Source organism: Paenibacillus harenae DSM 16969 (assembly GCF_000422465.1).
Taxonomy (GTDB): domain Bacteria; phylum Bacillota; class Bacilli; order Paenibacillales; family Paenibacillaceae; genus Pristimantibacillus; species Pristimantibacillus harenae.
The window spans coordinates 247,895-261,691 of record NZ_KE383842.1 but is presented as its reverse complement, the minus strand read 5'-3'; the positions used below and the strand labels follow the sequence as shown (position 1 = coordinate 261,691).

Sequence of the window (13,797 nt, the reverse complement as noted above, 5' to 3'; positions counted from 1 at the left end):
CACCGGCAGAATCGTTTTTTGTTACTTGGAGACCTTATCATCAATGAGCTTTAGCGCCTCTTCCGGTTTGTAGATTCCGTTGATAACGCCGTAAATGCTGTCGTTCAACTGATTGGCAACTGCTTCGGACACAACTAGGTCGGGTTGAGCTGCCGGACGCTCCCATCCCTCTTCATTTAGCTTGCCTATCACATCCGCATAGACCGGGTATTTCTCCTTGTCCACATTGCCCGTGTATTTCACGACTGGAGGCGCTTCATTTTCGGCCATTACGGCTGCCCCCTCCTGACTGTAAAAGAATCCGAAAAATTTGGTTACCGCATCGTACTTTGCCGCGTCGTCTTTCACTCCCGCGCTCGCGACTAGAGGAGCCGCAGCTACAGCCATGGCAACCTTCTGATTGCCTACTCCGTCCGTGAAGGTCGGTCCCCATGAGAAGCCGGCCGTCTTGCCGATCGGGCTGCCTTCGATCTTCTTGGTTTCCCAAACACCGGCATCGAGCATCGCCGCTTTGCCGCTCGTGAACATTTCAACCGCTTGAAAGTAGGACAGCGACGAGACATTGTCCGGGAAAGCGCCGTTTACGCGAAGCTCATCAATCTTGTTGAAGAAGTTCAGGAAATCCGGATTATCGAATTTGTCTTTCCCGGCCTGAATGTTATCGATCTTGTCAAAGAAGCCATAACGGGTCAGCATCCCGAGGAACGCCCACGTGCTAAATGTATCCTTCGCCCCCTTCGCGATCGTCACTACATTGTTCTCCTGAAACACTTTAACGGCTGCGAGAAGTTCATCATAGGTTTCCGGAACCTTGAGACTGTATTGATCAAACAACGCTTTGTTATACCATAAGCCGGTGACCAAAGCCTGATACGGCAGGCCGAACTGTTTGCCGCCATCCTGATAAGCACTTATCATTTTGGAATCAATACTGGCAGCGGTTTCAGGATTGCTTTTTAAAAAATCGCTAAGGTCGAGCAGCAGTCCAGCCTGATTCATTTCTTTGGCTGGAGCCGGCAGCAACCAGAATATGTCCGGCAGCTTCTTGGACTGCGCCATCATTTTCATTTTCTTCACATGCTCCTGCGTTTCGGCGCCTTGAAGGTCTATCTTGATATTTGGATATTTCTCTTGAAATTTCTGAATGATTCCATACATATATGGCTCTTGTTCCTTCACGTTGGCCACATGCATGGCAATCGACAGCGTTACCTGCTCAGCATCGGTTGCTGTATCTCCCTGGTCGGTATTGGCGCCGGCATTGGCAGGTACATGGTCTGCGGTATTCCTGCTGTTACCGCATGCCGCCAAATTGAGCATCAAGAAGCATACGATCAGGACAATCGACAATCGTTTATTCATTGCTCATACGTCCCCCTTTTTCACATTCTCCCAAGATAGCAAATATTGCACTGCCACTTGAAGTATAAGCCAATAATACTCTCATAATAGCTGATTGTATTTAGCAAAACTTATTTTATATTTATCATTTATTGCTTTTGTGATACGCTTACAAAAATCGATGAAAAGGCGGTAGTCGTATGATCCTTCATCAAATTTCCCCTTACATTCGCGTTGCCATGGATAATACCGTTGAACGTCCTTGGGTCATTCAGGAGCGTGTGCTGTTCGATTATGAGCTGTTGTATATTATGGAGGGTAAAGTCATCGTCACCATTGAAGATGTCGTCTATGAAGGGGTTCGCGGGGATATTTTCCTGTTCCGTCCGAAACAGCGGCACAAAATCGTCAAGGTCGAAGGGCAGCGGCTTAGGCAGCCTCATCTCCACTTTGATTTCTTTTATTCGGAGGACAGTGACAAAGTCAAGGTTTCCTTTCGGACGCTTGAAGAGATTGGCGTCGACGAACATACTTGGTTCAGGGAAGATATCATCGACAAAATGCCGATCCCGTTATCCAGCCATTTGCGGCTGAAAAACCCGATTCTGATCGAGAAAATGCTAATGGACATTATCTACGAATATGAAACGAAAATGCCCTTTTACGAGTTCAAGGTTAAAGGATTGTTCATTCAACTGTGGATTCAATTGCTGCGGGAAAATTATTGGCACCTCAACCCTCATCTTGAAACGAACATGCACGCATTAATGCATATCAAACAATACCTGATGCACAATACGAGCAGGAAGGTGAGTCTTGATGAGATCGCGAAGATGTCGGGGATCAGCAAGCATTATATGGTTCGTCTCTTCCAGAAAGCTTTCGGCATGAGTCCGATCCAATACCACCAGCTCATGCGCGTTCATGCCGCCCGGCATTTGATCCAGTTCACGACAGACCCGCTGACGATCATTGCGGAAAAGATGGGTTTTCCGAATATCCATGCATTCAGCCGGTTCTTCAAAACGGTCGAAGGCACCACCCCTTCCTTTTACCGCAGCAGCAAAAATTAATCCGGCGCCCAAACAGGCGCAGGAGAATTTCACCGATCCACAGTTTGGGCTTCAACACGGAACTTTCTCTAAGAAGATAGTCAATGTCGTCCGTAGGGCTTTCGAAAACCTGAAATGCCCCCTGCCGTCGCCGCTCCTCCCCCAGACCGAATCTAAAGCATGCTGAAGGCTGTATCCTCTTAAAATGGATTTGTTCTACAATGGCTGTAGCGAAAAAGCAACCGACGGCGATAAAACGATTCTATTTAGGAGGTACCCTTAATGCCTGTATTGGAAGTGCGGAATTTAAAAAAAGCTTACGGTCAGGTTACGGCTGTAGCGGATATCAGCTTCTCGGTTGAACCCGGGATCATCGGTGTACGAACCGCGAGGGCGACTCGCTCCAGCTATGGACGACGCAGCCTGAGGAGACGTTGTATGAGCTGTTCGGCTTTACCAAGGACCGCGGGTTCCGGGTCGAGCAAATCTCGATCCGCGAAATGAGTCTGGAAGACGTGTTCATTGCCTTCACCGTCAAAGAATGGAGGGACTAATGAATAACAGCAAACAATTTGCCAAAATGTTCACCGCTCAGATCAAAATGATGTTTCGCGGGAAACAGGTATGGTTTTGGAATATCTTTTTTCCCATTATCTTGATGGTTATCTTTATGATTATTTTCGGCGGAGGCTCGAGCGACAGCTTTAAAGCGAAAATCGCCGTTGTCGACCCGCAGCCGAACGCGACGTCGGGCATGCTGCTCGAGCAGCTGCGGCAAATACCGGTGCTCGAATTCATAGATGACGCGCCGGTCAGCAAGGAGATTGGCACGGAGTGGGTGGAGAAGCAGGACATTAACGCGCTCATTATACTCCCGGAATCGGAGCGCGCGGCAACGATTCAGCTTATCGTGAACAAGGAGGATGAGCAGGGCGTAACGACGCAGGCGGTCGCCGGCATTTTGGATAAGCTGGTTCAGCAGGCTAACCTGGCTGTCGTCGGTGCGACGGAAACCTTCCGAATAACGACGGAATCCGTGTCGTCCGGCGCCGACGATCTGAGCTATGCGGATTTTCTGCTCACGGGGATGATTGGCCTATCGGTAGCGCAGGGCGGATTGTTCGGCATGGTCGAGCTGGTCGATATGCGCCGCCGCGGCTTGATGACCCGCCTGCGCATGACACCGGCCAATATGAACCTGTACGGCATGGCCGGCATGCTCGTCCGGCTTCTGCTCGGCATCATTCAAATCGTTATTTTGTCGCTGATCGGGGTGTTCGGCTTTGGCGCAAGTCTGCACATTAATGTGTTCAGCCTGGTCATTGCCTTTATAGCCGGGGGACTCGTTTTCAACGCGATGGGTTACCTCTTCTCGTCCTTTAGCAAAACGATCGAGGCGTACATGGGAATGGCCAACATCGCCAGCATGCTGATGATGTTCCTCAGCGGCGTCTTCTTCCCGCTCGAGACGCTTCCGGAGTGGCTTCAGCCGGTTACGCAGGTTCTGCCGCTTACTTATTTCGTTGACGGCATGCGCGACGGCCTCATCTACGCTTCCGGCATCGCGTCCAGCGCCTTCTGGATCGGAATCGGCATCATGATCCTGTGGGGAGTCGTTTCCTTCCTGATCGGTTCGCAGGTCTACAAAACGAAATCATTCTCGGCTACAAGGTAGACAGCTTACGGTTGAAGAAAACTAAATTTAATTTATTTCCAATAGCTCCAAGCACTGTTTCTTAAGGATGAATTAACTTCGCTAGTGTATTACCCTGATCCGATTAGACCGTTTCTTTTTTCAAATACTTTTCCAAAAATAACAGGATCGCATGATCCCCTTTCAAACGGTTTTCTTTCTTGGTGAAACCATGTCCTTCATCATCAAAAACGATATATTCTACCGGAACCCCGTTTTTTCTGACCGCTTCTACAATTTCGTCCGATTCCACTTTAAGAACTCTCGGGTCATTCGCTCCCTGCAGTACAAGCAGCGGTTTCACGATGTTCTCCGCATGAAACAGCGGTGAAATGCTTCGGATATATTCTTCATCGGTATACGGATTTCCGATTTTCCTATAAAGCGCATCGCGAAACGCTTCCCACCATGAAGGGATGTTTTTCAGCGTGCGGATCCAGTTTGAAATGCCGAAAATATTGACACCAACAGTAAATTCATTAGGTTTGAAAGCCAGTGCGGCCAGTACCATGTATCCGCCATAGCTTCCACCAAGAATTCCAATCTTTTTCTCGTCGATATAATCTTCGGAAATCAGGAATTTCTTCGCTTCAATGCAATCCGCCAGATCGACCTCTCCATGTTTCAAGTCCGCCATTCTAAAGAAGGATTTCCCGTAACCGGAGCTGCCCCTGTTGTTTACGGCAATTACGGCATAACCATGATTGACTATATACTGAATCAAAGGGTCGTAACCAAGTCTCGATTGACCACCCGGACCGCCATGTACCCATACCAGCGCAGGGATTTTTTCGTCATCGCGGATATAGTGGGGTCTATAATAAATCGCCGGAATATCCAGGCCGTCAAATGACGGGTACCGCACGACCACGCCTCCCGCCAAATCGGCCGAATCGATAGCTGGATTTAACGTATCGGTCAGTTTATTAATGGTTTTCGTTTCCATATCATATATATATAAATTATTGGGAGAAGTGGAATCGTTCAACATGAAACAGAATCGCTTTTCACTTTTGGATATGTTGATACCGTTGATTTGTCCGTTCGGTAGTTGCGATAACGACAGAGGTTCATTATTTTCGGTATCGATGATGGATACTCTTGTTTTCGCGTCCTCGTTGATACCTAACACCATGTACTTATTGAAGTGCGATAAAGAAGCGTACATGATGTCCCAGTTTTCCTGAATGATGATTTCAGCGCGGCCTGTTAGAAAATCAACTTTCTTTAAATATAGAAATTCATAATCCTCATCGGTCAAAAAATACAAACTCCTCGAATCACGATCAAATGTCTGAGGAAAATGATTGACTTCCCCCTGATGCGGACTGATCCATTTCATCTCTTCGGAAATCCGGTCGAATACATACATATTTGAATCATTAGTTGTCAATGTTTTATAAAAGCCATATATCTTTTGTCTTTAGAGACGCAGCAGAATTGATAGCCTTCCTTATTTTCATAAAGCTGTCGGGACGTAAACGTTTCTATTTCCATCTCGTAGATGTCCATGAACTTAGAGTCTCTCTTATTAGATCCGTAAAAGAAGCTCTTTTCGTCGTCGCTCCATCCGTAAAAAACGGCCTTCTCATTGTCACCGGGCGTCAAATCCCGGCTATTTCCCATCTTATCGTAAACGTAAATATGATTGAGTTCATTACCGCCCCGGTTGCTGGTATAAAGAATACGATAATCATCGGGGAAAAAGGAGATGCCATATATCGGATCATCTACCGATTGTGTAATCTGCTTCGCGCGGCCGTCTTTAACCGAAATGATGTATGCATTGAAAACTCCTGTTTTGTCGCTTGAATACAAAATATATTCGTCATCAAATGAAATCGAAGGACTTACAACGCTCTCGGTATTCACAAAATCCTCTATTGAATATCTTCTGATTGACTTGCTCTTCGAAGGAATGGAAGGATTATTATTCTCCACTTTGTTTTCCCCTCTCAAATGGAATATCAATACTTATTCGATATTATACATATGTTTCCTTCTTTCGAGTGTTATTGCGGTGCCGCTCCCGGATTATCGTCATGATCGATAGGAGTGTTTCTTAAATGCGATAAACGAAACGGTATCCGGATCAGCAGCAGCTCCGCAACAAACATTAGAATCCCTATGATAAGGAGTAGTACCGACCAGCTTTCGTCCAAATTCAACAGAAACGGATAAAAAATAAGCTGTGCAGCAAACACGGCCATGTAGAGCTTCCGCCTGGTGACAATGTCATCCAGCATCTCCGGCGGGGCTATCGGTCTTGCTATCGTATACAGCCTTCGAAAAATTAGATAGGCAAGCAGAGCATGCAGAATGGCCGTTCCTTGCACATAAGCTTGCATGCCAAGCGGCGCGGCTGTTAACTGTTTGATGTCAATGCTTGTTTTGATCACGAGCTGCGGCAAAGATAAGAAGATGAGGACAGCAGCCAGCCAGCTTGCCAGCTTGAATCCACCATCCCCGGCTCCAAGCTGACCTAAAGCCATAAGGATCATAATATATCCAATCATATCCGGAAGAACATCGAAGGATCCCAAATGAAGATCAACGAGCGGAAACACAAGACCCCAGCCGAGCCTCCTTAATGTGCTACGCATGGAAGGGTTCAAGAAAGCTCACCTCCGGAGCGGACCATCCACTTGATTTGCTTCTCGCTCAGATAAAGGTTGAAATTTATAGGAATACGATCGTATACCATTCTTCCGTCCTCTGTCTTGAAGGTAAGCAAAATGTACGCTTTATACACCTCAAAAGCTGCCGGTGCTTCTTCCGGTATGGTCCATTTGTAGTTAAACGTCAGTGGGTCCCCGGCGGCAAGCCGTATAGGCAGTTGTGAAATCGGTTCATCCCGTTCGGCCATTGACAGTTCGAACATTGTGCTTAGCCTGTCGCTGAAGTTGTAATCGACTTGTTCCAAGGTAAGAGGCTGCTTGACGGTTACACTGTATTGACCAGTGCCGTCTGAGGAGCCTCTGCTTGACGACGTTTCCATCAAACCCTCCCTCTTCTCCCACACTACGTTGATTTCACCGATCGGCACCTTTTCGGGCTGGCCTTCGTTATAATATACAGTAGCTTCTTTGATCTTGACCGGCGCCTTCACCATTTGCCCGGCTTCCTCGGTTCTCCATTCGCCATAAGCCTTCCCGAGCACCTGATGCCTATAAGAATTCGGATGCGGATCGATTTGAAACCGGAGCATCGGAAGCTCTTCCAGCTGGATCCCCGTCACCTTCCTGCCTTCCTTTTTGTTCTCCAAATAGGTCAATTCGATCCAATCGCTCTGATTGCCGTTTAATATCATATAATGCTTCAAAAAGACCGGTTTCTCCAGCTGCATGGATTGGTAATACCAAACATTACCTACCCAGCTTGCCGTCATCAACAGCAGAACTATCGACCATAGGAGCTTATTGCCCAGCCTCAGCTTTGGTTTCGTATGCAAAGCCTCCCCCCTTCCTCATTCATTCAGTTTATCACTTTTCTAGATGGAGTTAAAAACGGAAAAAATCGAACGTTAAGCAGACACAAAACTGTTTGAATAACAGGTTTGCGTATACTTGTGTCGTTCGCCCATTAATTGAGCACACTTGTGTCGCATCAATATTCACAAGTGTGCTTAATTGAACACCGACTCAAAACTGCTGTAATAAACGACACAACTTTGCTTAAATAAAAAAACGCGAGACAAAACTGTTATTCAAACAGTTTGTCTCACGTTTTCAAGGGAGCCAATATTGCTATCGTACCCGTTAAGGTTAATGGTTTTTAAAGACCTTTACTGACCTAAAATGACTAAAACATGCTAAATATCTCATCAAGATTTCTCCATTCATCCCCAATCCAAATCATTTCATCTATAAACCGGCTCATTGCTTTATCATGTCTAAACTGCTCATCTATGTAAGCGTCAAATAGCCCCCACCTTGTCATCAAGATGGGGGCTACTACGATCGATGTTATTCTTACTCGACAGGTTAGCGGCAGCGACGACGACCACGGAAGCAGCCATTCTCCTATATTAAATGATACGGATACTGCTCTATACCTGGAATCGTGTAGATTCTGCTATAGCCTGCATCTATAAGGGCTTGTGCCGCTAAAGAACTCTTATACCCCTTTTGACAGTAAAGGATTAATGGAGTATCCTTTCTATCACATACCGAGAACGGGTTATTTGATATATCATGTAACGGTATACAAATGCTTTCCTGTATATGCCCTATTTTATAATCCTGATTAGTCCGCACATCAACAAGCATTGCAGTATGATCATTTAACATCAGCTCCCATGCTTCATCGGGGGTCAGATTTTTACTTTGAAATACTCTGCCCTTAGTCCGAGGAATACGCTGCTCCCTATCAAGCATTCTTACAACAACTTCTGCAGCTTCCGCATGAGTTAAGCTGCCCACAGCGTCGAACATGTTATTGTCACGCCCGGGCATTATACCTTTAACATACATCTGCGCTATATGCATAACGCAGGTATGGCAGGAATATAAGTCCCTAAGATTTTCTGCCGCCGACCATTCGTACTCATCTCTTTCTCCGAATTCTGTTAAAAGCGCCTCATGAACTATTCTTGCAGCGGAACGGCGCTCAATGGGTTTGCTTATGTTTGTTATATCATAGTCCTCAACTATTCCCTTATACAACGCGTAATCCATATACCCTGATGACCAACAGCCACGCGTTGGCTCTATATTGCCTTTACGACTTCTAATTACCATTGTCACAAACTGTTCAGTAGTAACATTATCCTCGGGATGAAATAAGCCGCCATTCATCCCTGGAATAATGCCACGTTCTATAAGTTTTAAAATATATGCTTTAGCCCAATGATTATCAATATCTGATAGTTTTACTATTCGAGTGAAGTTCTCAGGAACAAAATTCATCATCAGCGTATTAAACAGGAGTAACTCTTATGGTAACATTGTCATAGGCGTCAATACCTGTAACAGAGAAGGTTCTTGAATGGTTTGTTGTAACCTCGCCTGTCCATAAATCCTTTAGGGAATAGCTTGCTGCATGTTTGAATGTTTCAGCATCCATCATTTTATGCCCGATATAGTCGATAATGCGGCTTACATCAACGGAATGCTCCTTCGTATCTCTTGAGTCGCTGAGATTGATAAAGGACATTGCAATATCTCCGTTTGCAAGAGGCTTTACAAGAATATCAACACGGTTGTTATTAGCAATATATGCCGTATCGGGATTGGCATTATCGATAGAGCAGTAAATTCTTTTTGCTTGAATACCGAGGGTATCCTGATTCAATGCGATTACATCTTTGTTCGCAATAATCATCCATAGCTCGTCACCCTTTGCAACCCGTCTTAAATCCATTCCAAGCATAATCGGAGAATTCATCATACACCACATCGTCATATGAGTTTTACTCATGGTAGTTGTAATTCCGTTCATACCGATTACAAGCATATCGGGATCGTTCCACCCCTTGTCAAGTCCGGCAAACTCGTCCATAATAACCGCCTTACTGTACTGCGAGGTTATACTTGCGGTATGGTTTGACTTCCATTCGGCGGAGCCCGGATTACCATCAGAGCCGACAGAGAAGGTTATATCATTAAGAATACGCCATGAGTCTCCAACCTTATATCCCCAGTTATGCGGCTGTGTTTTACCCCATTCACAGATTGAGAATACAATATCATGGTCAGGGTCAGCCTTGTTCAAGCCTTCGAGCAAAGCCGCATATGAATTAAGAGTATTTTCCTGCCTTCTGTGGTTCATTAGACGTATGATATTTTCTCCCTCATTTAAGGATACCGTTATTTCTTCTGAATCTGCAAAGGCAGATGTACTTTCGGTAAGAGGAAGCATATTATCGAAATATCGAGTTTCATTATCTGCGTTTCCTACTGCTAGCTGAAGCCAGCGTCCCGTGCCATCCTGCTCACCGCTTGCGTAATTTACGGTTATGGCGTATTCTCCGCTTGCCGGTGCGTTCACAGTAAACTCAAGCTCACTCCAGCGGTCGCCCACAGGTGTTGTACCCACGTTTGTTCCGTCGAAGGTACCGATATTTGTCACATAGTCGCCTCTGTTTTTTGCTGCGCCCTGGCCTAGAAGCACACCGTCCTTAACAGCATTTAAACTTATTTTCAGTTCTTCACCCGTAACCGTTATGCTTCTGATATTCGGGGCATAGGAATATTTTGAATTTGTTGAGTCTGAGAACGTTGCATTGTCCCAAAGGTAGTAGCAGTTATCAACCTTTATAAAGTCAACCCCCCAGTCCATATAAGACCTCGTGTCGACATCCTCAAAGCCGCAAGTACCTACCGCAGAGCCTGCACAAAGATGTGTACCTATATCATTGTACATACCGAATTTAAGTCCCTTGCTGCGGATGTAATCGGATAATGCCTTAAAGCCGCTTGGAAATTTAATCGTTTCATTTGAAAGCAATCCGTTGACGCGTTCGGACTTATAGCAGCCGTCATCGAGCACAACATACTTGTATCCCAAATCCGCAAGTCCCAAATCAACTATTGCGTCTGCCATTGCCTTTGTGAGTACCTCGTTGTTCTTACTACCAAAAGCATTCCAACTGTTCCAGCCCATGGCAGGGAGGCGTCCCTGCTTTTTACCTAAAAGCACCTTGCCGTTTGAGAAAGCCGGAAACATATAGTCAGGATCCGTGATCTCGTCCGGCGCAGTCCTTGATGTGGCTCTAGCCGATACGGAGGCAGATATAGAATTTAAATTCATAAACTTGTCCATAAGAAATCCTCCTTAAACTTGCATTTTCATTGTTATGATAAGACAAATAAATGTGTTAATAAATATGTTTTTATCGAGTGATTATGGGGAAATGTGATATATTAATTTCGGGAGCTGATTTCAATGAAGCTATATTATGCAAAAAGCCCTTTAATCTCATCGGATATTTATCCCATGCAATATGGTGAACAGCAGTGTGATAACGGATATTCCTTTGGACCTGCAGTGCGCAACTTCTATTTGATCCATTACATTTACAGCGGGCAAGGCGAATTGCATATTAATAACAAAGCTTATAAAGTACATGCAGGACAGTTTTTTCTGATCTATCCGAAACAAACTGCATTTTATAAGGCAGATGACAATGAGCCCTGGCTGTATCGCTGGATTGAGTTTGACGGCAGCTTTTCGGAAAAGCTTATGACTGTGACAGGCTTCTCACACGAAAACCATGTTATTAATGATGATAATGGCGTTGGAAACGCACTTAAGAATATAATAGATTTAGGCTGGACTGATTTTGAAACAATCATGAGCCATTTTTGGCCATTTATCGCGGCACTTACGAAGGGTAAATTATTAAAGAAAGATGAGAATACAGCAGAAACATATGTCTCTTATGCAAAAAAATATATAAGAAGCAATGTTCACAAAAGGATATCCGTTTCTGAAATTGCACATTTTTTGAACATAGACCGCAGTCATCTGGCACGTATCTTCAAAAGGATTTGCGGCATAAGCACACAGCAGTTTATCATTTCTCTTAAAATGGAGATGGCTACACAATCACTCAAAAAAAGCAGTATGACCATTAAAGAAGTTGCCAATAGTGTAGGATATGACAATCAGATGGAATTTTCAAAGCTGTTTAAAAAACACTTTAATATGACCCCCACTCAATGGAGAGAACAAGATATCTTTCAACAGTCCATAAATAACTATGAATGAAATCCTTTTCGATCGCGCGATCAAACCGTTCGTCATCGGACGAAAAAACTGACTATTTGCCAATACACCCCGCGGCGCGAAGGCAAGTGCGACCATCTACAGCGTCATCGAAACGGCGAAATTAAATCCGTTCAAGTATCTTCAATATCTCTTCGAGCAGTTGCCTCAGCTTACCGATCCTAAAGATCCGGATTAGCTGGACAAGCTGCTTCCGTGGTAGGCGTCAATACCGTTGACTTGTCGGGTGTTTAAAAACTAAGCTAAAAAGAAACGGCCCTCATCTTGAAAACAAGGTGGGGGCTGTTTGACGCTTACCTCAAAAGAGCCCTCCTTCGAAGGCAGCTTGAAAGGATGTGAACGACTCTTCTCGCTCCGCCGGTTGTTCATCGCATCGATATGCGCTTCAAGTAGGTTCATCACTTGTTGTTGCAATGGTTGCAAGGACTCCTGCAGCCTAAAGTCCAGCGGTATGATGTCAAGTCCCTAATTCTTTCGAATTGGAAATTTTCATGACTTCACCTCCCTCCGTCCATAAAACGGAACGTATGTTCCTATATCGCTAGATCATAAGGAAAGAAAGGAGTTCTTGTAGTAGATTCAGGAAGTCTATGTCTCTTCTTTATGGTCTTCATTACGTACTATAAACCTTTCGGGAAGACAAGCAGAAACGCCTGGTGGCGTCCTATCTGAGGACGCAACCGTTTCGCGGAGAAATATAAGTCCAATTATAGGTGCCTAACTTATAAAGTCTTATAATTAAAAAAAGAGACGAGCTGCCGGCTCGTCGCCAAATAAGAGATGATAATTAAGGATGTCATGGAAAAAATCTAATTGCTGCTTGACCTTGGTCCAAGTGCTTTCATTTTTAAGGCTCTCTTCTTCTCATGAAGCACACTCTCATAATAACCGAGCAGCTGTTCAGAGGGTTCTTTCCAGCTCACTCGTCCCGCCGCCTCGTAAGCGTTGCCCGTAATCCGCTCCCGCAGACCGGGTTCGGACAACGAGGCTATCGCTTCCGCCAATGCTCCGGGACGGTCCCCGTCGAACAGCACGCCCGTTACCCCGTCCTCGATCTGCTCGCAGGTAGGTCCGCTTCTTCCCGCTGCGACCGGCAGTCCGGAAGCTATCGCCTCCAGAATGACAAGGCCAAGCGTTTCGGTTGTGGAAGGGAAGACGAACAGATCGGCGGAAGCGTAAGCTTGTGCCAACGATTCGCCGTGAAGGAAGCCGGTAAAGATCGTGTTCGTGCCGCGAAAATAGTTCTCCAAAAAAGCTCTATGCGGGCCGTCGCCGACAAGCGCGAGGCAGAGTTGGGGAGAAGCGTGCAGCGCATCCCGAATTTGCTCGATCCCTTTCTCGGCGGCGAGCCTCCCGACATAGAGCAATACGGTTTGGCCCGGCTGGCCGCCGGACAGCAAGGCGCGCATGTCCGCATTTCGATGCCTCGGTCCAAAGCTCTCCATATCGACGCCCCGATTCCACAAATGAACATTGCGGAATCGATGAGCTCTAAGCTCGGTCAGCACCGACTGCGAGGTGCACAGGTTCAAATCCGCCCTGTTGTGCAGCAGCCGTAACCACCACCAGAGAATCGGTTTCAGGAACGGGAGACGATAGTAATCGGCGTAATTCGGAATTTGCGTATGATAGGAAGCGATCATAGGCAACCGAAGCTTACGGCCGTAATAAATTCCTGCAACGCCCAAGACCGCCGGGTTGACGACATGCACCAGATCCGGACGAAGCCGGCGCAGCAGGGCGCCAACCTTCCGGCTCGGCATCGCCAGCTGCTTGCTGGGATACAGGAAGAACGATCGTGCGGGGATTCCTTCGATCTTAACTCCGCCAAATTCATAGACGCCCAAGTCCGGCGCAATAACGGTCACATGATGGCCTTGCTCCTGAAGCCATCGGATGGTCGCGCACAGCCGGGTAACGATGCCATCCGTGGACGGCAGAAAGGTTTCGGTTACGATGGCAATCTTCATCCGGGCAGGCCCC

The 13,797-nt window shown here is 46.1% G+C and carries 11 protein-coding genes and 1 pseudogene; 4 read left to right on the top strand and 8 right to left on the bottom strand.

Annotation, left to right across the window (positions count from 1 at the left end):
- Positions 1-21 precede the first annotated feature (21 nt).
- Positions 22-1,362, bottom strand: a complete 1,341-nt coding sequence (locus tag H581_RS0111265; protein WP_028610072.1) for an ABC transporter substrate-binding protein — start codon at positions 1,360-1,362, stop codon at positions 22-24.
- Between the two features lie 179 nt (positions 1,363-1,541).
- Between H581_RS0111265 and H581_RS0111260 the strand changes: the two genes are divergently transcribed.
- Positions 1,542-2,414 carry an AraC family transcriptional regulator gene (locus H581_RS0111260; RefSeq protein WP_028610071.1) on the top strand — a complete coding sequence of 291 codons (873 nt, stop codon included), beginning with the start codon at positions 1,542-1,544 and terminating at the stop codon, positions 2,412-2,414.
- Between the two features lie 532 nt (positions 2,415-2,946).
- A complete protein-coding gene (locus H581_RS0111250; RefSeq protein WP_028610070.1) occupies positions 2,947-4,068 on the top strand; it encodes an ABC transporter permease in 1,122 nt (373 codons plus the stop codon).
- 103 nt (positions 4,069-4,171) lie between these two features.
- On the opposite strand, the gene H581_RS33770 is transcribed toward H581_RS0111250, so the two are convergent.
- From H581_RS33770 to H581_RS0111225, 6 genes are all read right to left on the bottom strand, one after another.
- A complete protein-coding gene (locus tag H581_RS33770; protein WP_211231463.1) occupies positions 4,172-5,479 on the bottom strand; it encodes a S9 family peptidase in 1,308 nt (435 codons plus the stop codon).
- Complete coding sequence (locus H581_RS38595; protein WP_211231462.1) at positions 5,476-6,027, bottom strand: TolB family protein; 552 nt, start codon at positions 6,025-6,027, stop codon at positions 5,476-5,478. Before H581_RS38595 ends, H581_RS33770 begins: the two co-directional genes overlap by 4 nt.
- 71 nt (positions 6,028-6,098) lie before the next feature.
- Positions 6,099-6,701, bottom strand: coding sequence for a hypothetical protein (locus H581_RS0111240; protein WP_156889562.1), 603 nt, complete (start codon positions 6,699-6,701; stop codon positions 6,099-6,101).
- Positions 6,698-7,537: a hypothetical protein gene (locus H581_RS0111235; protein WP_028610068.1), complete on the bottom strand. Its 840-nt coding sequence runs from the start codon at positions 7,535-7,537 to the stop codon at positions 6,698-6,700. Before H581_RS0111235 ends, H581_RS0111240 begins: the two co-directional genes overlap by 4 nt.
- 571 nt (positions 7,538-8,108) lie before the next feature.
- Positions 8,109-8,996 carry an S-layer homology domain-containing protein gene (locus H581_RS36395; RefSeq protein ID WP_051250688.1) on the bottom strand — a complete coding sequence of 296 codons (888 nt, stop codon included), beginning with the start codon at positions 8,994-8,996 and terminating at the stop codon, positions 8,109-8,111.
- 7 nt (positions 8,997-9,003) lie between these two features.
- Complete coding sequence (locus H581_RS0111225) at positions 9,004-10,848, bottom strand: alpha-galactosidase (protein ID WP_245600019.1); 1,845 nt, start codon at positions 10,846-10,848, stop codon at positions 9,004-9,006.
- Between the two features lie 123 nt (positions 10,849-10,971).
- Here H581_RS0111225 and H581_RS0111220 point away from each other — a divergent pair, with 123 nt between their 5' ends.
- Positions 10,972-11,796: an AraC family transcriptional regulator gene (locus tag H581_RS0111220; RefSeq protein WP_028610066.1), complete on the top strand. Its 825-nt coding sequence runs from the start codon at positions 10,972-10,974 to the stop codon at positions 11,794-11,796.
- Between the two features lie 10 nt (positions 11,797-11,806).
- Positions 11,807-12,016, top strand: a pseudogene (locus H581_RS37105) (transposase domain-containing protein); the annotation flags it as partial.
- A 607-nt stretch (positions 12,017-12,623) separates the two neighbouring features.
- Here H581_RS37105 and H581_RS33760 read toward each other — a convergent pair.
- On the bottom strand, positions 12,624-13,784 hold the full coding sequence (locus tag H581_RS33760; RefSeq protein WP_051250686.1) for a glycosyltransferase family 4 protein: 1,161 nt from the start codon (positions 13,782-13,784) through the stop codon (positions 12,624-12,626).
- Between the last annotated feature and the right edge of the window lie 13 nt (positions 13,785-13,797).